This window comes from Burkholderia sp. BC1 (genome assembly GCF_052683555.1).
In genome coordinates, this window is record NZ_JBQYLP010000034.1 from 22,651 (window position 1) to 43,189 (window position 20,539).

19 protein-coding genes are annotated in these 20,539 nt (G+C 66.8%); 10 read left to right on the forward strand and 9 right to left on the reverse strand.

Annotated features, from left to right (window positions below):
• Positions 1-37 precede the first annotated feature (37 nt).
• The 5 genes from prfA to ACSHSS_RS17915 all read left to right on the forward strand — a co-directional run bounded on the left by prfA (position 38) and on the right by ACSHSS_RS17915 (position 3,972).
• Positions 38-1,120, forward strand: coding sequence for a peptide chain release factor 1 (gene prfA, locus ACSHSS_RS17895; protein WP_105761594.1), 1,083 nt, complete (start codon positions 38-40; stop codon positions 1,118-1,120).
• A 10-nt stretch (positions 1,121-1,130) separates the two neighbouring features.
• On the forward strand, positions 1,131-1,973 hold the full coding sequence (gene prmC / locus ACSHSS_RS17900) for a peptide chain release factor N(5)-glutamine methyltransferase (protein WP_261513245.1): 843 nt from the start codon (positions 1,131-1,133) through the stop codon (positions 1,971-1,973).
• 67 nt (positions 1,974-2,040) lie between these two features.
• Positions 2,041-2,352 carry a Grx4 family monothiol glutaredoxin gene (grxD, locus tag ACSHSS_RS17905; RefSeq protein WP_006400503.1) on the forward strand — a complete coding sequence of 104 codons (312 nt, stop codon included), beginning with the start codon at positions 2,041-2,043 and terminating at the stop codon, positions 2,350-2,352.
• A gap of 13 nt (positions 2,353-2,365) precedes the next feature.
• Positions 2,366-2,962: a UbiX family flavin prenyltransferase gene (locus ACSHSS_RS17910; protein ID WP_261513244.1), complete on the forward strand. Its 597-nt coding sequence runs from the start codon at positions 2,366-2,368 to the stop codon at positions 2,960-2,962.
• A 218-nt stretch (positions 2,963-3,180) separates the two neighbouring features.
• Entirely contained in the window at positions 3,181-3,972 is a 792-nt protein-coding gene (locus tag ACSHSS_RS17915) for a DODA-type extradiol aromatic ring-opening family dioxygenase (protein ID WP_261513243.1), read from the forward strand.
• 154 nt (positions 3,973-4,126) lie between these two features.
• Here the strand turns inward: ACSHSS_RS17915 and ACSHSS_RS17920 are convergent, their stop codons facing one another.
• Positions 4,127-5,725 (reverse strand): APC family permease, encoded by a 1,599-nt coding sequence (locus ACSHSS_RS17920; protein WP_006400506.1) that lies wholly within the window; start codon positions 5,723-5,725, stop codon positions 4,127-4,129.
• Between the two features lie 422 nt (positions 5,726-6,147).
• Between ACSHSS_RS17920 and ACSHSS_RS17925 the strand changes: the two genes are divergently transcribed.
• Positions 6,148-6,351 (forward strand): cold-shock protein, encoded by a 204-nt coding sequence (locus ACSHSS_RS17925; RefSeq protein WP_006400508.1) that lies wholly within the window; start codon positions 6,148-6,150, stop codon positions 6,349-6,351.
• 111 nt (positions 6,352-6,462) lie between these two features.
• On the opposite strand, the gene ACSHSS_RS17930 is transcribed toward ACSHSS_RS17925, so the two are convergent.
• The 3 genes from ACSHSS_RS17930 to ACSHSS_RS17940 all read right to left on the reverse strand — a co-directional run bounded on the left by ACSHSS_RS17930 (position 6,463) and on the right by ACSHSS_RS17940 (position 9,905).
• On the reverse strand, positions 6,463-7,713 hold the full coding sequence (locus ACSHSS_RS17930) for an Hsp70 family protein (protein ID WP_035948474.1): 1,251 nt from the start codon (positions 7,711-7,713) through the stop codon (positions 6,463-6,465).
• A 156-nt stretch (positions 7,714-7,869) separates the two neighbouring features.
• Positions 7,870-8,475: a nitroreductase family protein gene (locus ACSHSS_RS17935; RefSeq protein WP_006400510.1), complete on the reverse strand. Its 606-nt coding sequence runs from the start codon at positions 8,473-8,475 to the stop codon at positions 7,870-7,872.
• A gap of 146 nt (positions 8,476-8,621) precedes the next feature.
• On the reverse strand, positions 8,622-9,905 hold the full coding sequence (locus tag ACSHSS_RS17940) for an MFS transporter (RefSeq protein ID WP_261513242.1): 1,284 nt from the start codon (positions 9,903-9,905) through the stop codon (positions 8,622-8,624).
• 212 nt (positions 9,906-10,117) lie between these two features.
• Here ACSHSS_RS17940 and ACSHSS_RS17945 point away from each other — a divergent pair, with 212 nt between their 5' ends.
• A complete protein-coding gene (locus ACSHSS_RS17945) occupies positions 10,118-10,738 on the forward strand; it encodes a TetR/AcrR family transcriptional regulator (RefSeq protein ID WP_006400513.1) in 621 nt (206 codons plus the stop codon).
• A 55-nt stretch (positions 10,739-10,793) separates the two neighbouring features.
• Positions 10,794-11,366, forward strand: a complete 573-nt coding sequence (locus ACSHSS_RS17950; RefSeq protein WP_261513241.1) for a DUF1415 domain-containing protein — start codon at positions 10,794-10,796, stop codon at positions 11,364-11,366.
• A 50-nt stretch (positions 11,367-11,416) separates the two neighbouring features.
• On the opposite strand, the gene ACSHSS_RS17955 is transcribed toward ACSHSS_RS17950, so the two are convergent.
• From ACSHSS_RS17955 to ACSHSS_RS17965, 3 genes are all read right to left on the reverse strand, one after another.
• The gene (locus ACSHSS_RS17955; RefSeq protein WP_105776447.1) at positions 11,417-12,307 is read right to left on the reverse strand and encodes a class I SAM-dependent methyltransferase; all 891 of its coding nucleotides are present in this window, start codon (positions 12,305-12,307) and stop codon (positions 11,417-11,419) included.
• 89 nt (positions 12,308-12,396) lie between these two features.
• Positions 12,397-13,530: a methyltransferase gene (locus ACSHSS_RS17960; protein ID WP_039226063.1), complete on the reverse strand. Its 1,134-nt coding sequence runs from the start codon at positions 13,528-13,530 to the stop codon at positions 12,397-12,399.
• Positions 13,531-13,639: 109 nt separating this feature from the next.
• Positions 13,640-14,137: an LEA type 2 family protein gene (locus tag ACSHSS_RS17965; protein WP_261513240.1), complete on the reverse strand. Its 498-nt coding sequence runs from the start codon at positions 14,135-14,137 to the stop codon at positions 13,640-13,642.
• Between the two features lie 643 nt (positions 14,138-14,780).
• Here ACSHSS_RS17965 and ACSHSS_RS17970 point away from each other — a divergent pair.
• Positions 14,781-16,952 (forward strand): M1 family metallopeptidase, encoded by a 2,172-nt coding sequence (locus ACSHSS_RS17970; RefSeq protein ID WP_261513239.1) that lies wholly within the window; start codon positions 14,781-14,783, stop codon positions 16,950-16,952.
• Between the two features lie 126 nt (positions 16,953-17,078).
• On the opposite strand, the gene ACSHSS_RS17975 is transcribed toward ACSHSS_RS17970, so the two are convergent.
• Together ACSHSS_RS17975 and ACSHSS_RS17980 are read right to left on the reverse strand one after the other, a co-directional pair.
• Positions 17,079-18,107, reverse strand: a complete 1,029-nt coding sequence (locus ACSHSS_RS17975; protein WP_445545312.1) for a transporter — start codon at positions 18,105-18,107, stop codon at positions 17,079-17,081.
• Positions 18,108-18,311: 204 nt separating this feature from the next.
• Positions 18,312-19,307, reverse strand: coding sequence for a phage tail protein (locus tag ACSHSS_RS17980; protein ID WP_261513238.1), 996 nt, complete (start codon positions 19,305-19,307; stop codon positions 18,312-18,314).
• Between the two features lie 121 nt (positions 19,308-19,428).
• Here ACSHSS_RS17980 and ACSHSS_RS17985 point away from each other — a divergent pair, with 121 nt between their 5' ends.
• Positions 19,429-20,268: a M15 family metallopeptidase gene (locus ACSHSS_RS17985; RefSeq protein ID WP_445545313.1), complete on the forward strand. Its 840-nt coding sequence runs from the start codon at positions 19,429-19,431 to the stop codon at positions 20,266-20,268.
• Positions 20,269-20,539: the final 271 nt, after the last annotated feature.

Here is a 20,539-nt window from a genome sequence, read left to right on the forward strand (position 1 = left end):
TCCGAATACTCCTTGCCCGGGAGCGCCGCTCCACACCATGAAGACGAGCATGCAACGCAAGCTCGACCAGCTGTCCACCCGGCTGGCCGAACTGAACGATCTGCTGAGCCGCGAAAACGTCACGGCCGATCTCGACCAGTACCGCAAGCTCACGCGCGAACACGCGGAACTCGGCCCGGTCGTCGAGCAGTACGCGCTGTGGCGCCAGTCGCGCAGCGACGAGACGGCCGCGCAGGAATTGCTCGCCGATCCGTCGATGCGCGATTTCGCCGAGGAAGAAATCCGCAGCGCGCGCGAGCGGATGACGCGGCTCGAGGTCGAGCTGCAGAAGATGCTGCTGCCGAAGGATCCGAACGACGATCGCAACATCTTCGTCGAAATTCGCGCGGGCACCGGCGGCGACGAATCGGCGCTGTTCGCCGGCGATCTGCTGCGCATGTACCTGCGCTTCGCGGAACGGCAGCGCTGGCAGGTCGAGATGATGTCGGAAAGTCCGTCCGATCTCGGCGGCTACAAGGAAGTGATCGTGCGGATCGCCGGCCAGGGCGCGTATTCGCGGCTGAAGTTCGAGTCGGGCGGCCATCGCGTGCAGCGCGTGCCGGCCACCGAAACGCAGGGGCGCATCCATACGTCCGCGTGCACGGTCGCCGTGATGCCGGAGGCGGACGAAATCGGCGAAGTCGAGATCAATCCGGCCGACTTGCGGATCGACACGTTCCGCGCCTCGGGCGCGGGCGGCCAGCACATCAACAAGACCGATTCCGCGGTGCGTGTCACGCACCTGCCGACCGGGATCGTCGTCGAGTGCCAGGACGACCGCTCGCAGCACAAGAACAAGGATCGCGCGCTGAAGGTGCTCGCCGCGCGCATCAAGGACAAGCAGTATCACGAGCAGCACGCGAAGGAAGCCGCGACGCGCAAGAGCCTGATCGGCTCGGGCGACCGTTCCGAGCGGATCCGCACGTACAACTTCCCGCAGGGCCGCATGACCGATCACCGGATCAACCTGACGCTCTACCGGCTCGAGGCGATCATGGACGGCGATCTCGACGAACTGATCGGCGCGCTCGTCAGCGAGCATCAGGCCGAGCTGCTCGCGTCGCTCGGCGACGCCGATTGAGGCCGCGACGATGTCCGCACCGACCGCCGACGACCTGCTGCGCGCGACGCCGCTCGATGCGGTCGACGCGCGCGTGCTGCTCGCGCACGCGCTCGGCTGGACGCGCACGCAGCTGATCACGCGCGGCGATCGGCCGCTCGACGCAGAGGCGGTCGAACGCTATCGTGCGCTCGAAGCGCGCCGCGCGGCCGGCGAGCCCGTCGCGCAGCTCGTCGGGATGCGCGAGTTCTTCGGCCGCCCGTTCGACGTGACGCCCGACGTGCTGATCCCGCGTCCCGAAACCGAACTGCTCGTCGAAGCGGCGCTCGACGCGATCGACGGGCTCGCGCATCCGGCCGTGCTCGATCTCGGCACCGGCAGCGGCGCGATCGCGGTATCGATCGCGGCCGAGCGGCCCGACGCGCGCGTATGGGCGCTCGACCGGTCGGCCGCCGCGCTCGCGGTCGCGCAGCGCAACGCCGACAAACTGCTCGACGCGCGCCGCCCCGGCGGCCCGCTGCAGTGGCTGCAAAGCGACTGGTACGCGGCACTCGATCCCGCGCTCGCCTTCGACGCGATCGTCAGCAATCCGCCGTATATCGCGCGGCACGATCCGCATCTGTCGCAAGGCGACCTGCGCTTCGAGCCGCGCGGCGCGCTGACCGACGACGCAGACGGGCTGAGCGCGATCCGCACGATCGTCGCCGGCGCGCGTGCGCACCTGAAGCCGGGCGGCACGCTGTGGATCGAGCACGGCTACGATCAGGCCGAAGCGGTGCGCGCGCTGCTCGCCTCGCACGGTTTCGACGCGGTCGAATCGCTCGCCGATCTCGCCGCGATCGAACGCACGACGGGCGGCCGCCTGCCCCGCTGACGCCCGGCCCGCCCGGTTGAAATCCGCTATCATTTCGATCTAACGCCCCGCAAACGCAAGGTCAGTCATGGACACCCAACAACGTATCAAGCAAATCGTCGACGAAAACCCGGTCGTGCTCTTCATGAAGGGCAACGCGCAATTCCCGATGTGCGGCTTTTCCGGCCGCGCGGTGCAGGTGCTGAAGGCCTGCGGCGTCGATCAGTTCAAGACGGTCAACGTGCTCGAGGACGAAGAGATCCGCCAGGGGATCAAGGAATTCTCGAACTGGCCGACCATCCCGCAGCTGTACGTGAAGGGCGAATTCATCGGCGGCTCGGACATCATGATGGAGATGTACCAGTCGGGCGAACTGCAGCAACTGTTCGCCGCCGCGTAACACCGCTTCCCCGATGGTCTCTCCCAGCGCGCCGCGTCGCCGGCTGATCGTCGCGATCACCGGCGCGACCGGCGCGATCTACGGCCTGCGGCTGCTCGATCTGCTGCGCGCCGCCGGCGGCGTCGAGACGCATCTGCTGATCTCGAACGCCGGCTGGCTCAATATCCAGCACGAACTGAAGCTGTCGAAGTCCGACGTCGAAAGCCGCGCGGACGTCGTCCATTCGGTGCGCGACGTCGGCGCGACGATCGCGTCCGGCTCCTTCGCGACGCACGGCATGGTGATCGCGCCCTGCTCGATGAAGACGCTCGCGAGCATCGCGCACGGGCTGTCCGACAACCTGATCACGCGCGCGGCCGACGTGACGCTGAAGGAACGTCGCCGCCTGGTGCTGATGGTGCGCGAAACGCCGTTCAATCTCGCGCATCTGCGCAACATGACGGCCGTCACCGAAATGGGCGGCATCGTGTTCCCGCCGCTGCCGGCGTTTTATGCGATGCCGAAGACGATCGACGAACTCGTCGACCAGACCGTCACGCGCGTGCTCGACCTGTTCGCACCCGATACGCCGCTCACGACGCCGTGGGCAGGGCTCCGTCACGCGCAGTAGCGCGTCTCTCGCGGCGAAACATCGCCGTTTTCTAGCCATCTTCGCCGATTTTCGCCCAAGTTCGGCGAAAGCCTTCCGCAGATGATGCGAATGGCCGGCGAGCCGATGTGCGGTTCGATTATCAACCATAGAGATTCAATAAAATCCAGAACCGCTGTTTATCAATCTCGCGTGCGGATCTATAGTCGAACGCAACATCCCTTCAGCAGGCCACCGACATGAACCGCTTGCCTTCGCTTTACCTGTCGCATGGCGCGCCGACGCTGCCGATCGATCCGGCATTGCCGTCCGGCGCATTCGCCGAACTCGGTGCCGAACTGCCACGCCCGCGCGCGGTGCTGATGCTGTCCGCGCACTGGGGCACGCAGCAACCCGTCGCGAGCATTGCCGCGCATCCGGACACGATTCACGACTTCTACGGCTTTCCGCGCGCGCTCTACGAAATCCGCTACCCGGCGCCCGGCGCGCCCGACGTCGCGCAGCATGCGGCCGACCTCCTGAATGCGGCGGGCATCGCGACCGCGACGCTCGAGCACGGCCTCGATCACGGTGCGTGGGTGCCGATGCTGCTGATGTTCCCGCACGCCGACGTGCCGGTCGCGCAGCTGTCGATCCAGCCGCGCGCGGACGCCGCGCATCACTTCGCCGTCGGCCGCGCGCTGCGGCCGCTGCGCGATGAGGACGTGATGGTGATCGGTTCGGGCCAGATCACGCACAATCTGCGCGCGGCGGATTTCGGCGCGTCGCCGGAGGACGCCGATCCGCGCGTCGCGGAATTCACCGACTGGTTCGAGACGAAGCTCGCCGAGCGCGACATCGACGCGCTGCTCGACTACCGCAGGCAGGCGCCGCACGCGGCGCTGATGCATCCGACCGACGAGCATCTGCTGCCGGTGTTCGCGGCGCTCGGCGCGGCCGACGACGACTACCGGCTCGGCATCCAGGCGCTCGGCACGTATCAGCGCGTGCTGGCCATGACGAACTACGTGTTCTCGAGCGCGACGGCCTGAGCGGCCGCGCCGGCTGCGGGCCTCGCTGCCCGCCCCGCTTGGCGCCCCTGCCGGACCGCACAAAACAAAAAGCCCGCCCGAGCATCGCTGCTCGGGCGGGCTTGCTTGCGCGCTCGGCCGCCGCCGATTCCGGCGGCAGAGCGGGCGGCTTGCGTCAGGCGCCGATGCCTTCGAGGATCTCGTCGTGCGACTCGCGCTCGTCGAGATACTGCGTCCGGTAGCCGGTGTTCACGCCCCAGAAGTAGAACCCGAGCGAGATCACGGCGACGACCAGCATGTCCCAGCCGTACGGCAGATAGCCGTAACCGCCGAACTCCTTGCTGCCGATCAGCGACAGCACGGCCATCGTCGGCAGATACGCGACGAGCCACCATGCCGCCTTCAGGTCGGCACCCCAGCCGGTCCAGCCCGACTTGCCCTGGAAGTAGAAGTACACCGGCAGCGCGACGATCATCAGCAGGATGATTTCGCCGGTCAGCGGCCACTTCGCCCAGTACAGGATCAGCGACGCGCAGACGAACGCGAACGGCGCGATCAGCTTCATCGCCGGAATCGACAGCGGACGCTCGATGTCGGTCGCCGCACGGCGCAGCGCCATCAGGCTGATCGGGCCCGTCAGGTACGAGATCACGGTCGCGACCGAGATCACGGCCGCGAGCGAGCTCCAGCCGCGGAAGAAGAACAGGAAGATGAACGACACGAGCAGGTTGAACCACATCGCCTGGCGCGGCACGCCGTAGAGCGGGTGCACGTTGCCGAACATCTTCGGCATCGTGTTGTTGCGCTCCATCGCGTAGATCATCCGCGTGGTCGTCGCCATGTAGGTCGTGCCGGTACCGCTCGGGCTGATGAACGCGTCGACGTACAGCAGGATCGCGAGCCAGTTCAGGTTCAGCGCGATCGCGAGTTCCGCGAACGGCGACGAGAAGTTGAAGTGCTGCCAGCCCTTCGCGACGTCGGCCGGATTCACCGCGCCGATGTAGGCCATCTGCAGCAGCACGTAGATCACGAGCGCGAGCAGAATCGACGCGATCACCGCGAACGGCACGCTGCGCGACGGGTTGCGCGCTTCACCGGCAAGGTTCACCGGGCTCTGGAAGCCGTTGAACGCGAACACGATGCCGCTCGTCGCCACTGCGGTCAGCACGGCCGACCAGCCGTACGGCGCGAAGCTCGCGCCGGAGCTCGTGCCGAGGTTTTCCGAATGGAAGCTCGTCAGCATCAGGCCGAGGATCGTCAGGCCCGGGATCAGGAACTTGAAGATCGTGATGGCGGTGTTCGCCCGCGCGAAGGCCTTCACGCCCCAATAGTTCAGCAGGAAGTACACGACCACCAGCACGGCCGACAGCAGCAGGCCCGGCGTCGTCAATTCCCCGTTGACGAACAGCGCATGCGCCCACGGATACGGCCACGTGCTCATGTACTGGATCGACGCCTCGGCTTCGATCGGAATCACCGACACGATCGCAATCCAGTTCGCCCATGCGCTGATGAAGCCCACCAGCGACCCATGCGAGTAGCGCGCGTAACGCACCATCCCGCCCGACTCGGGGAACATCGCACCGAGCTCCGCGTACGTCAGCGCAATCGCGAGAATCACGACGGCGCCGATGATCCACGCGCAGATCGCCGCCGGACCGGCGATCTTGGCGGCTTTCCAGGCACCGAACAGCCAGCCCGAGCCGATAATCGAACCCAGCCCCGTCAGCATCAATGCAAACGGGCCGATGTTCCGTTGTATAGAACTCTTCACATCCTCTCCTGTGTCTCAAAAAGCATGGTCGGCCCGCAGTTCGGGATCGGCTCGAACTGCGCCGCGCACGCATTCTTGGGGGGACAGGTCACCCGATCGGGGCAACCTGGTCCGCGCGGCGCGTAGTTTAACGGTTGCACCTCCAAGTTGGCGCCAAAATCGATCGCCCCCTACAAAAAATCCGGCGTTTCTGCAATGTTTGTAAGCTTAAATATCCGCAATAACCCTGAGGACATGGAAATACGGTTGACCGCGCGCCCGATTAGCCGTATAACGGACTTCGCAGGATTTCAAGCGGCGAGTGAATTGGTCTTTCGTAGTTCGCCCATCAACGGTACTCCGGTTGGTCCCATTACCCCCTTCCTTGATTTTCCGCACCCCATGGGCTTCGGCCCCGTTTTATCTTTTTAGGAACAAGTAACATGGCAACCGGTACCGTCAAGTGGTTCAATGACGCAAAGGGCTTCGGCTTCATCACCCCGGAAGGCGGCGGCGACGATCTGTTCGCGCACTTCTCGGAAATCCGCGTCGAAGGTTTCAAGACGCTGCAAGAAAACCAGAAGGTCGAATTCGAAGTGAAGACGGGCCCGAAGGGTCTGCAAGCTGCGAACATCCGCCCGCTGTAATTGCTGCGCGAGATTTCGTGAAAAAAGCCCCGCTTCGGCGGGGCTTTTTATTTGTCGCGTCGGAGCGTGCCAGGCACGGCGCGCAGCGCGTGCGCAACGCGCGTCGGCCGGTCAGCCGAACAGTCGCTGCGCGTGAATGCCGAGGCCCGTCGCGACGCTGGCGAGGCGGTCGCCGAACACCGGCTGCGCGTCCGGAAACGCGGCCGCCAGCGCGCCCGACAGGAACGCCAAGCCGGTCGAGCCGCCCGTGAAGTACAGCGCGCCGACGTCGCGCGGCGCGACGCCCGCCAGCCGCACCGTTTCGCGTGCGGCATCGACGATCCGTGCGGTGTCCTCGCGGCTCGCATCGATCAGGCGCGCCGCGTCGAAGGCGATCTGCAGATCCTCTTCGACATCGTTCAGGTCGATCATCGTCTCCCCGCCCGCGGCCACGCCGATCTTCGCCTCTTCCGCGCGCGCCATCAGCGCATGCCCAAGCCGCTGCTCGACCACGCGCACGAGCCGCTCGTGCTGCCGCGCGTCGCGGTACAGATGCTTCATCAGCTTCAGCTCGCCGAGCCGCTTCGGCGTATAGACCGTATTGATCAGATGCCAGGTCGCCAGATCGAAATAGATCCGGTTCGGCAGCTCGCGGCCTTCCGGATCGAGCGCGCGATAGCCGAACGCGGGCAAGATCGCCGACAGCTCGACGCGCCGGTCGTAGTCGGTGCCGGCGACGTGCACGCCGTGATGCGCGAGCACGTCGTCCTTGCGGTCGAGGCGCGTCATGCGGTCCGGGCCGACGCGCACCAGCGAGAAGTCGGACGTGCCGCCGCCGATGTCGGCGACGAGCACCAGCCGCTCCGCCTGCTGGCGCGACTCGTAGTCGAACGCGGCCGCGATCGGCTCGTACTGGAACCGCACGTCGGCGAATCCGACCGACTGCGCGGCCGCCTGCAGCTGGTTCTGCGCGAGGCGGTCGGCGCGCGGATCGTCGTCGACGAAGAACACCGGGCGGCCGAGCACCGCACGGCGGATCGGCGCGCCCGCGCACGCCTCGGCCTTCTGTTTCAGGTGTTGCAGGAAACGCGCGATCACGTCGGTATAGGCGATCGCGGTGCCGTCGCCGAGATCGGTCGTCGTCTCGGCGAGCGGCGAACCGAGGATGCTCTTCATCGAGCGCATCAGCCGGCCGTCGAAGCCGTCGATGTACGATGCGAGCGCCGCACGGCCGTATTCGACCGTCTCCTCGTCGTTGTTGAAGAAAATCGCGGTGGGCAGCGTCAGGTGGTCGCCCTCGACGGGCGCGAGCCGCATGCCGTCGCCGTGAGGCAGCGCCACGGCGGAATTGGACGTACCGAAATCGATCGCGCAGTAAGTCATGGGAAAGAGCCGCCGCATGGCCGGCGCGAAAACGGAAAGGACGGGCTTTTTAACATGAAGCCCGCGCGATCACAACGGGCGGGCGCGATCGGCGTATGGCCGTCGCGCCGGTCGCGCGGCGCCCGCGGCGCGCTCCGCCGCGCCGCGCACCAGCCTTCACGCGGCCGCTTCGAAGCCCTTCTTCCACGCGCCCGCGTAGACGATCTCGCCGAGCGGATGACGCGTGCGCGGCGCCTTCTCGCGATCGCGCAGCACCGGATCGAGCTTGTCGACGTTGCCGTAGTGGCCGAGCGAGATGATCGCGGGAATCGCGACGTCGGCCGGGATCTCGAACGCCTCGCGGAACGCGTTCGCATCGAAGCCGCTCATCTGGTGTGCGGCGAGCCCGAGCGCGTGCGCCTGCAGCACGAGCGACATCGCAGCCGCGCCCGCGTCGTACAGCGCGGTCGGTGCGGGCTCGCCCTTCGGCGTGAGCGTATGCGCGGTGACTGCGATCAGCACCGGCGCCGGCGCGTTCCAGCCCTGATTGAACGGCACGAGCGTCGAGAATGCACGCTTGAACGCGGCTTCGTCCCGCGTGCGATCGAACACGATGAAGCGCCACGGCTGCGCGTTGTACGCGGACGGCGCCCAGCGCGCCGCCTCCAGCACCGCATGCAGGTCGGCCGCGCTGATCGGCGCATCGGAATAGGCACGCGGGCTCCAGCGGCCCGCGATCAGTTCGTGAATCGAAACGGTAGTGGGAGCAGGTTTGACAGACATGCGGTTCCTCGCTGACATCGATGAAGGGGCGCGAACGCCTCGCCGAAACGCAAGCATAACCGCTTGCGGCGACACGCGCCCGATCGCCGCGGACAATGCAAATCGCCGTACCTGCAAAGGGCGGCCGCACGCGGCGGCCGCCGTATTCAGGCGGCCTGCGCGGCCGCGCGCGACGGTCCGCGGTTGATCCGCAGCACGATCAGCGCGCCGACGATGCAGAGCCCGCCCGAGATCATCGACGCGATCGTGTAGGTGCCGAGGCTCGCCCGCAGCATCCCCGCGCCGAGCGCCGCGAACGCCGCGCCGAGCTGATGGCCGGCGACGATCCAGCCGAATACGACCGGCGCGGCCGCCTTGCCGAACACGTCGGTCGCGAGCCGCACGGTCGGCGGCACGGTGGCGATCCAGTCGAGCCCGTAGAACATCGCGAACAGCGGCAGCCCGAAGAAGTCGATGCCGAACGCATGCGGCAGATAGATCAGCGACAGCCCGCGCAGCCCGTAGTACCAGAACAGCAGCACGCGGTTGTCGTAGCGATCCGACAGCCAGCCCGACAGCGTCGTACCGAACAGGTCGAACACGCCCATCGCGGCGAGCAGCGACGCGCCCTGCACTTCCGTCATCCCGTAGTCGCTGCACATCGCGATCAGGTGCGTGCCGACGTAGCCGTTGGTGCTCGCGCCGCAAATGAAGAAGCTGAAGAACAGCAGCCAGAAATCGCGCGAGCGGCTCGCCGTGAGCAGCGTGCGAAACGCGACCGCGAGCGGATTCTCCTTCGTCGCGTCGGGCGCGGCCGGTGCATCGGCCGGCTCGCCGTACGGACGCAGCTTCACGTCGGCCGGCCGTTCGGGCAGCAGCAACGCGACGAGCGGGATCACGATCGCCGCCGCGAGCGCGACGACCAGCACGACCGGCCGCCAGCCGTGACGCTGCGCGATCGCCGCGAGCATCGGCAGGAACACGAGCTGGCCGGTGGCCGTGCTCGCGGTCAGAATCCCCATCACGAGGCCGCGGCGCGCATGGAACCAGCGCGTGACGAACGTCGCGGACAGCGTCAGCGCGACGACGCCCGTCGAACAACCCACCATCAGCCCCCAGATCAGCACCATCTGCCAGCTCTGCGTCATCATCGACGACAGCGCGACGCCGGCGCCCATCGTCGCGAGCGCCGTCAGGATCGTCGGCCGCAGGCCGAAGCGCTGCATCGCGGCAGCCGCGAACGGCCCCGTCAGCCCGTACAGCGCGATGTTGACCGAGATCGCGAGCGAAATCGCCGCGCGGCTCCAGCCGAGCTCGCGCTCGAGCGGCACCATCAGCACGCTCGGCGTCGCGCGCGTGCCGGCCGCGGCCAGCAGGATCAGGAATACCACCGCCGCCGCGAGCCATCCGTAATGGAACCGCCCGCCGATTCGTCTCACTGCCCAGTTCATCTCGCGTTCTCCAGTCGGCCGGCACGCGCCCGCGCGCCGCCCATTTCGACCGGGCCACCTCCGCCGCACACCGCATCGGCTGACCCGGGCCGATGCTTGGCATTTTTCCATTGTCCGGACCGGCATTGTTACTGACCGGTCACAAGTGTGTTGCGATCGTAGTGACCAGTCGGTAACATGTCAAGCAATTCACCACGCAGTCGAGGGTCATCATGTCGGGCATCGAGGCCGCCAAGCCGCCAGCTCGCCGCACGCGCCGCGCGATCGCCGGCGCCACCGCACAGGAGCATCTGCTGCGCGCCGCGCAGGAACTGTTTTACCGGGAAGGCGTGCGCAGCGTCGGCGTCGAAGCGGTCGTCGAGCTCGCCGGCGTCAACAAGATGAGCCTGTATCGTCAGTTCTCGTCGAAGGACGACCTGATCCTCGCGTATCTCGCGCGCATGGATGCGTGCTTCTTCGAGCGCGTCGACGCGAGCCTCGCGAAGCATCCGGGCGAGCCGAAGGCGCAGCTGATCCAGTATTTCGTCGATCTCGCCGAGCGCGCGACGCAGAAAGACTACCGCGGCTGCCCGTTCGTCAACGTCGCTGCCGAATTTCCGGACGCGTCGCATCCGGCGCGCGAGCGCGTCGCGCAGAACAAGGAACAGCTGATGAAGCGGCTCGTCGCGCTCTGCGAAGCGGCCGGCGCGCGCGATCCGAAGGCGCTCGCCGATTCGCTCGCGCTCGTGATCGAAGGGATCTATGCGGCAAGCCAGACGTACCGGCACGGCGAAACGCCGATCGGCATCGCACCGGCGCTCGTCACGCAGCTGATCGAGGCCGCCTGCGCGTAGCGGCCGCGCGCGCCCGCTACAATGCGGCCGTTGCCGCCCTTCCCGTCCGTTTCCGATGATCGACACCCGCCCCGAATCCACCGACGAAATCGTCGCCGCCACGCGTCACTGGCTCGCGCGCGCGGTGATCGGGCTCAATCTGTGCCCGTTCGCGAAGAGCGTGTACGTGAAGGATCAGGTGCGCTATGCGGTCAGCGACGCGACCGCGCTCGACACGGCGCTCGCCGATCTCGAGGCCGAACTGCGCGCGCTGGAAGCGGCCGATCTGCGGCAGATCGACACGACGCTCGTGATCTATCCGCACGCGTTCGCGGATTTCGTCGACTACAACGACGCGCTGTTCTTCGCCGATCGCCTCGTGCAGCAGCTGAAACTCGACGGCGTGCTGCAGATCGCGAGCTTTCACCCGCAGTATCGGTTCGACGGCAGCGAGCCCGACGACATCGAGAACTACACGAACCGCGCGCCGTATCCGATCCTGCATCTGCTGCGCGAGGACAGCATCGCGCGCGCGGTCGACGCGTTTCCGGACGCCGCCGCGATCTACGAAAAAAACCAGGAAACCCTGCGCCGCCTCGGCCACGACGGCTGGCGCGAGTGGATGAGCGGCGCGGGCGACGACGTCTAGCGCCGCCGGCTCCGCTCGATGTGCGCGCACGCGTGCCGTGCGCGTAGGCGTCAGCCGGCGTGCTGTTCGACCGTTTCGCCGGCCGCCGCGTCGCGCTGCGGAACGAAAAAGCGCTCGCGCAGCTCGGCGAGCCCGAACATGTCGAGGATCTCGTTCAGCCGCTCGCTCGGGCGTCGGCGCGGCAGGTTCTTGTACTGCGCGATGATCAGCTCGTTCTTCATCGAATGTTCCCAGCCGACCAGCTCGGTCACGCTCACCTGATAGCCGTGCGCCTCGAGCTGCAGGCAGCGCAGCACGTTCGTGATCTGGCTGCCGAATTCGCGCGTATGCAGCGGATGACGCCACACTTCGGTCAGCGCGTTCGCCAGCGACTTGCCCTTGTGGCGGCGCAGCACGCCCGCGACTTCGGCCTGGCAGCACGGCACGAGCACGATGTGCCGTGCGCGCTTGGCGAGCGCGAAGCGGATCGCGTCGTCGGTCGCGGTGTCGCACGCGTGCAGCGCGGTGACAACGTCGACCGTGTCGGGCAGCTTCGGCGACGTGATCGAATCGGCGACCGACAGATTCAGGAACGACATGCCGCCGAACCCGAGCCGCGCGGCCAGTTCGGTCGAACGCGCGACGAGCTCCTCGCGCGTCTCGATCCCGTACACATGCGACGCGAACGCCGGCGTGCCGTGTCCCGGCTGCTGCTTGAAGAACAGGTCGTACAGGATGAAGCCGAGATACGACTTGCCGGCGCCGTGATCGACGAGCGTCACCGCGCCGCGATCGGCCTGCACGCTCGCGAGCAGCGGCTCGATGAACTGGAACAGGTGATACACCTGCTTCAGCTTGCGGCGGCTGTCCTGGTTCATCTTGCCGTCGCGGGTCAGGATATGCAGTTCCTTCAGCAGTTCGACGGACTGCTCCGGACGGATTTCGTAAGTCTTGTTGGACATCGTGAAGCGCGGCCGGGCCGCGGTCGGTCGACCACGGCCCGGCGGCGGGCAATCGTGAGGAATGGCGACAGTTTACCGAAAACGCGCGCTCAGGCTCGCGCGCCGAGCCGCCATAGCGACGTGAGCTCGGCACGGCGCGCCGCGTGCAGCGGATCGTCGGCATCGGCGCTCTTCGGGTGCGCGGGGCGGATGTCGTCGCGGCCGAGCACGACGAGCCCGGCCGCGTCGATCCATTGCAGCAGCGTGTCGCGCGGCCGCAGCCCGAGATGCTCGGCAAAATCGGACAGGATCAGCCAGCCTTCGCCGCCCGGTTCGAGGTGCGCGGCGAGCCCCGCGAGAAACCCGCGCAGCATGCGGCTGTCGGGATCGTAGACGGCATACTCGATCGGCGCGCTCGGCCGCGCGGGCACCCAAGGTGGATTGCAGACGACGAGCGGCGCACGGCCCGGCGGAAACAGATCGGCTTCGACGACGTCGACGCGGCCCGCGTAACCGAGCCGTTCGAGGTTCTCGCGCGCGCAGGCCAGCGCACGCGGATCCTGATCGGTGGCGACGACGCGTTCGACGCCGCGCGACGCGAGCACCGCCGCGAGCACGCCCGTACCGGTGCCGATGTCGAACGCGACCGACGTCGCGGGCAGCGGCGCGCGCGCGACGAGCGTCACGTATTCGCCGCGCACCGGCGAGAACACGCCGTAGTGCGGATGAATCGCCGCGCCGCCGAGCGCCGGAATCGGCACGCCCTTCTTGCGCCATTCGTGCGCGCCGACGAGCCCGAGCAGTTCGCGCAACGACACCATCGACGGCGCGCCGCCCGGCCCGTACGCTTCCTCGCATGCGGCGCGCACGTCGGGCGCGCGGCGCAGCGGAATCGTGTAGTCGGCGTCGAGCGGAATCAGCAGCATGCCGAGCGTACGCGCGCGCTGCGACTGCGCGAGACGGTGCAGGTTGAATGCCTCGACGCCCGCGGCGGCCTTCGCCTTCTTCGGCTTGCGCTCGACGCGCCGCGCCATCGCCTGCACGAGCTGGCGCGCATTCTGGAAATCGCCCTGCCAGACGAGTGCGGTGCCCTCGCACGCGAGGCGATAGGCGGCGTCGGCAGTCAGGCGGTCGTCGGCGGGCACCGCGCGCTTCGGCGGCGGCACGCCGGCTTCGGAACGCCAGCGCACGGCATGATCGACGCCGTCGGCGTCGGTCCAGTGGAAAACGGGGAAATCGGTCACGCGAGCTCGGCTACGGTTGGCTTGCGCGCGGCGGACATTCGCCGCGCGGACGACACCATACCGCGCTTTGCACCGTGCGGCAAAGCGGGCACGGCACGGTACAGGCGCGTCACGATGCGCCCCAGCCCGGCATCGCGGGCAGGCGCAGCGTACCCGCGTCGCTGAAGTGCACCGTGCCGAGCACGCCGCCTGCGAGCCGGCCGCGCAGCGCATACGGCAGTTCGCCGTTCGCGGCGGCGCCGGGCAGGTTCCACGCCTGCCGCGCGGCCGCGAACGCGGATACCGACACCGGCACGTCGAGCACGGCCTCGCCGAAGCGCGGCACGACGCCCGAGCGATCGCTGACACCGCTCGCGAACGGCGCGCCGTTCAGCTCGAGCGCGACCGCGATGCCGTCGTATTCGATCGGTGTGTCGTTCGGGTTCTGCACGCGCAGCTTCAGACTGAACCGCATCTCGAGCCCTTGCCCGACGAGCGGATCGAGCCCGACCACCGACACGCTGAGGGGCTCGCGCGTGAGACTCGCGCAACCGCCGAGCAGGAACGCGGCCGCGAACAGCAACAGCACGGCGCGCAGCGGCGCGAAACGGAACAGGGCTCGCAGCATGGACAGCCTCCTCGCGGCAGCGAATTCGTCGGATCGATCTGCCATTGTACCGACCGCACCCGCACGCGCCCGATTTCGTAGTTTCAGCGCACCGCCGGTTCCTTAACAGATTAAAACTACGGAATTCAACGAATAACCAAATCGTTAATTCATTCCATCCGTAATTCAATGAAGCGCAAAAACCGCAATAGACGGACTTTCTAATTTTTTCGTTTCCTTTACCCAAAACCATCAAGTATATTGACGCATCCTTCGAGCAGGCCGACAAACCTTCAAGCCGCATGACGGCGACTTTGCGGAACGGCGATACCACGCCGTCCTTCCGTCCGGCGGCCTGGCCCGGCCCGCCCCGTGGGGCGTCGGTTCAAAGCAGGCGCGCGCCCGTGCACGGCGCGCCGTCTGTCGTGCGCGCGCATTCCATTCAGTACAACACGCGCCCGGCGATTTCGAACCGGCAAGTCAACCGATATCCGGAAACACAGAGGGGGCAGCAAACCATGATTACCTTTACGTAGTCGGCCGGCCGTCTTTTCGAATAAATCCGTCATTGGCTTTTTTCGCCGCTTATCCAGCGGCGGGGGATTGCTTTTGCCGGCGTTTTCGCAGCACTGAACGACTCTTTCTACAATCGAGGTTTTCAGTCATGTCGATTTCTATTCGCAAGATGCGTTATCTGCCGCTCGTTGCCGCGCTCGCGCTCGCCGGGTGCGGCGGCGACGACGGCGGCCTAGGCTCCGCTTCCGCACTCAGTTCGGCCGCCGCGCCGAACGCCGGCTCGTCGCCCGCCGCCGGCGGCCCGCAGACCAGCGCGTCCAACGTCGACAAGAGCGTCGCGCCCGTCGAGCTGCCGGACACCGTCGTGCCGATCAACTACCGCCTCTGGTTCCGTCCGAACGAGGCGCTCAACGCGTTCGACGGCCGCGCCGACGTCGAGATCAAGGTGCTGAAGCCCGTGAACAACATCGTGATCGCGGGCCACCGGATCAAGTTCACGAACGGCCGCATCACGCTGCAGCCGGGCAACGTCCAGCTGATCGCGACGCCGCAGGACAAGGGCGACTTCTATCAGCTGCGCCCGGTCAGCGGCACGATCTCGCCGGGCAACTATTCGCTGCACATGGAGTGGTCGGGCATCATCAACTTCAAGTCGTACGACGATCCGGTGAACAAGACCGGCGGCAGCTGCGGCGACGATCCGTATCCGGGCTGCTCGGCCGCCGAAGGGATCTTCCGCGTCGACCTGAAGGCGACCGACGGCACGACGAGCGGCGCGATCCTCACGCAGGGCGAAACCAACCTCGCGCGCCAGTGGTTCCCCGGCTGGGACGAGCCGGCGTTCCGCCCGACCTATGAAGTGACGGCCGAAGTGCCGCAGAACTGGCGCGTCGTGTCGAACGCGGCCGAGAAGCCGTCGACGAACGTCGGCGGCGGCTACAAGCTCGTGCAGTTCGAAAAGACGCCGCCGATGCCGTCGTACCTGCTGTTCTTCGGCGGCGGCCTGTTCGACACCTACGAGGACGACTTCACGAGCCCGCTGCCGGGCGGCAAGGGCGGCCTGCACCTGCGCGTGTTCACGCCGCCGGGCATGCGCGACTGGGCGAAGCCGGCGATGGACCGCACCAAGCAGGCGCTCGACTTCTACTATCGGTACACCGGCATTCCGCTGCCGCTCACGAAGTTCGACACGGTCGCCGCGAACGATGCGTTCAAGGAGCAGAAGGACCTCAACTTCGGCGGGATGGAGAACTGGGGCTCGATTCTCGAATTCGCGGACGACATCCTGCCGGAGCCGGGCCAGCCGATGTCGCAGTACGGCAACGAGGTGCTCACGCATGAAGTCGCGCACCAGTGGTTCGGCGATCTCGTGACGACCGACTGGTGGGACAACGTGTGGCTCAACGAGTCGTTCGCGACGTTCTTCGAAACGAAGACGACGATCCAGTTCTTCCCCGACGAGTTCAGCTGGCTCGATCAGGTGAAGAACAAGTACCGCGTGATCAATCGCGACATCGGCCCGAACGCGTTCCCGGTCGCACCGAACTTCAACGGCTGGGCGTCGAACGACTTCGTGCTGAGCGCGAGCGCGTTCACCTACGACAAGGGCGGCCACGTGCTGAAGACGCTCGAGAACTATCTGGGCGAGCAGACGCTGCGCAAGGGCCTGCAGCAGTACCTGACCGACTACTCCTTCGGTAACGGCACGCCGAAGCGTCTGTGGGACGCGCTGTCGAAGGCGAGCGGCCAGCCGGTCGGCCCGATCGGCGACAGCTATGTGCGGCAGACGGGCGTGCCGCTGGTCTCGCTCGACACGCAGTGCGACCTGACGAAGAACCAGACGATCGTCACGCTGAAACAGCAGCCGTTCCCGAACAAGAACGCGTATCCGGGCCTGCAATGGACGGTGCCGATCACGCTCGCGTACGGTCAGGGCCTGTCGAAGCGCACGACGCTCGCGCTGAAGGACACGCAGGCGCAAACGCGGCTCGACGGCTGCACGGGCGTGGTCGCCGATCCGAGCGGTCTCGACTACTACGTCGTGAACTACAGCGACGCGGCCTGGAGCGGCGTGCTCACGCAGGTCAACAGCTCGACCGATCCGGTGCTGCTCGCGAACCTGAAGAGCGAAGCCGCGCTGCTCGTCGCGAACAACCTCGCGCCGGCATCGCGCTCGACGTCGATCGGTTCGGTCGCCTCGCCGGCTGCGATGAAGCTGCGTCAGACGCCGACGTTCGACGGCCTCGCGCCGACGACGAAGGAACGTCCGGCACTGCGTTACCAGGGCGCGTTCAAGCCGCGCAAGGTGCTCACGCAGTAACGATGCACGGCCGGCCGACGCCGCTTGCGGCGCCGCGCCGGCCGGCGCATGCGCTTACCCGTACGACGGGCCTCGCGAGCGAGGCCCGTTTTTTTGCGGATGCGTCGCGCGATGCGGCTGTGCCGCTCAGCGATCGTTGCGCCGCCGAAACGCCCACCATGCGGCGAGCGCGGTGAAGCCGGCGACGAACAGCACCATCAGCCAGAACCCGTGCTTGTTCTCCGCGAACGGCACGCCGCCGACGTTCATCCCGAAGAAGCCCGCAACGATATTGATCGGCAGCGCGATCACGGTGACGAGCGTCAGCGTGAACAGCGTGCGGTTGTTCTGTTCGTCCAGACGCGAGCCGATCTCTTCCTGCAGCAGCTTGATGCGCTCGACGAGCCCCGCGAGATCGGCGAGCACGAGCGAGAACTCCTCGGTCGATTCGCGCAGCTCCTGCACGTCGTCCGCGTGCAGCCAAGCGGGCGGCCGCGCGAGCAGCCGGAAGATCGAGCCCGGTTCCGGCGCGAGCATGCGCTGCGGGCGCGTCAGCGTGCGCCGCATCGTGCCGAGCTCGATGCGGTTCGACGTGAGTCGCTGCGACAGGAAGCTGTCCTCGATCCGGTCGACGTCGATGCTCGTGCGCCGCATGATCTGGATCAGCAGGTCGGCCTGATCGCGCAGCAGATGCATCAGCAGTTCGGCCGGCGACCGGAAGCGCTCGCCGTCGCGCACGCACGCGCGCAGCGTGTCGACCGAACGCAGCGGCTTGAGCCGCGCGGTAACCATGATGCGCTGCTCGACGTGCACGAACAGCGTCGCGATCTCCGACGGCGTCAGCTCGAGGTTGAACATCACGTCGTTGACGATCGCGCGCAGCGCGCCGTCTTCCTGCTCGATACGCGTCGAACGCGAGCCTTCATGCAGAAATTCGAAGAAGCTGTCGGGCAGCCCGAGATGCGTGCGCATCCAGCGCTCGCTCGCGCCGTGCGCGAGATTGAAGTGCAGCCACACGAAATCGTCGGCGTCGGCTGCATCGCGCGCGCAGCACGTGCGCAGCCAGTCGGCCGCAGCCGATGCGTCGAGCGGCACGCCGGGCTCGCCGCGCATGAAGCGGAACCCGCATATCATGCCGGACGTGTCGGCGCCGTAAGTCTGTGCGATCAGGTCCATCGTGTCGAAGCGAGGGTGCGTCGAGCGCGCGTCGCCGGCAGCGCACCGGGAAGGGAAACATGACGTATGCCGCACATGTGTGACGGTTTCGTGACAGTGTCACATATGGCGCGCTGCGACCGTGCCGCGCCGATGCACGGGCCCCAAAAGCAACGCGCCGCCCGGCGGGCGGCGCGCATGCGGCGATTCGGTGCGTGCGAAGCCTTACTGGCGCGCGTCCGACTGTGCGGCAGTCGGGCACGCCGGATCCTTGCCCCAATGGCCGTCGCAGACTCTCCAGCGGCACAGCTGATCTTCGAAGAAGCCGCGCTCCGAGCATTCCTTCACGCGTGCCGCGAGCGAGCCGCCGGTCGCGGCTGCCGCCTTGGTCGGCACGGGCTGCGCCTTCTGCGCGGCCGCTTTCTTGTCGGCCGGCTTCGTACGTGCGACGAGCGCGGCGAGCAGGTCGGCGTCCGGATCGTCCTTCGCGGACGCAGTGCGCACCGACGTGTCGCGATGCTTCTTCTGCGCGAGTTCGGTCTGCTCCTTCCGATGCTTGCGGGCCTCGGCCTTTGCGTCGACCTTGGCGTCCGCCTTGCTGCGGGCGGCCACCTTCGCGCTCTTCGCGTCCGGTTTCGCATCGGCCTTCGCGGTTTTCGCCGTCGTGGCGGCTGCGGCCGTCGTGGCGGCTGCGGCCGTCGTCGCGGCAGCAGTGGCGGCCGTCGCCGCTGCGCCGGCCGTCGTCGCGCCGGATGCGTCGTCGGCGCCGTTCGCGAGCGCGCGCGACAGCCGGCTGTCGTCCGCTGCCGGCGGTGCCGATGCGGACGCAACCGCCGCCGATGCCGGCTCGTCGTTGACGATCGTCGCCGGCTGCACGGCCGACGCCGCCGATGCGCCGTTCTGCGCGACCTGCACGCTCGCCCCGCTTGCCGGCGCCGCTTTCCCGGCCGGTTGCGCGGGCGCGGCGGCTACCGCGGCCGGCTCGTCGGCCGATTGCTGCTGCCAGCGCCATGCGCCCCAGCCGCCGACGGCGACCAGCAGCGCGACGACGGCGGCGATCGGCGCCTTCAGCGACCGGCGCGGCGGCTCGGCCGGCGGCGTGACGCGTCCTTCCAGATCCGCGAGAATGCGCGACGGCTGCGAGCCGCCGTTGTCCGCAGGCTTTGTATCGGACAGCAGGCTCGGTGGAGTTTTCGAATTTGAATTTTCCGGCGCACTCATTCAGCGTCTCATTGAATCCTGGTTTAATTCACCGCGATAATATAGCCCGGCCTCTCGAAGCAGCCTGATTCTAAGAGCAAGCATTGCAAAACACAATCAATTCCAATTTCCGGGGATTTCATTGATTGCCGTCGCACTCGTCGCCTATTTCGCCGTCGCGGTTGCGGCACTGTTGCTTTTACCAGGCATCCGCGCGACGGTTTTCGATTCCGTCGCGCAATTTCACGGCCGTCTTACGCGCCGTGCGAACGATCGCGCCGCACGCGCGCGAAGTCAGATTGTTAAATCGGCACGCGTCACGCGCAGTACGCTGAGCGACGTGCAAAATTTACTGGTTCGGCGGCGCTTGATGATTATGGTCTCGGCGGGTATTCTTGCGACGCCGCCATTGGTCGCGATTGCGTTACGCGGCAGGCAATTGTTTCAGTACGACGACACGGCGCGCGTGCCGGACGAAAAGATCGCCGCGCTATTGCAGGGCGAGCAGCTCGTGCCGCCGCCGCCGTTGCCGCCGGAAGTCTTTGCCACGCGGGAAGTCGAGCAGATAAGGCCGGCGCTCAAGGACGCGAGCCGCGACTGGAATCTGCTGGATCCGGATTTCCGTACGCGCTTGCTGCTGGTCTACAAGATCATGCACGAGCAATACGGTTATGAAATGGCGCTGCTCGAGGGTTATCGAAGCCCGGAACGGCAAAACCGGCTCGCGCAGATGGGCAGCAACGTAACAAATGCGGCGGCGTTCCAGAGCTATCACCAATTCGGGCTCGCGGCCGACAATGCATTCCTGCGCGACGGCAAGCTCGTCATTTCCGAGAAAGATCCGTGGGCAATGCGCGGCTATCAGTTGTACGGACAGGTGGCCGAACAGGTCGGTCTCACATGGGGCGGCCGATGGAAAATGATGGATCTCGGGCACGTGGAATACCATAAACCCGGTTTTAAACTGGGACGCGGCAGCTAGCCAGGGCTGCCGGACAGGAAATAATGAGGGCGGCATGGGGCTTGTTAATCACCCGACAGGAAACGATATCGGCGGCGCAATCGATCGGGCATTTCGATGCGCGATTTTTTCCGGCCGCCGCCTGCGTTTTAAAACTCACAGCGTCCTTTCATTCATGCGCGCGCCTTCTCCGATGCCGCGGGCGCATTGATGCCAGCCCCCTTCACCCCGTTTGACAGCATGGCGACACGTCGCGGTGTCACGCTTGCCGCTCGCACGCCCGTCGCCTCAC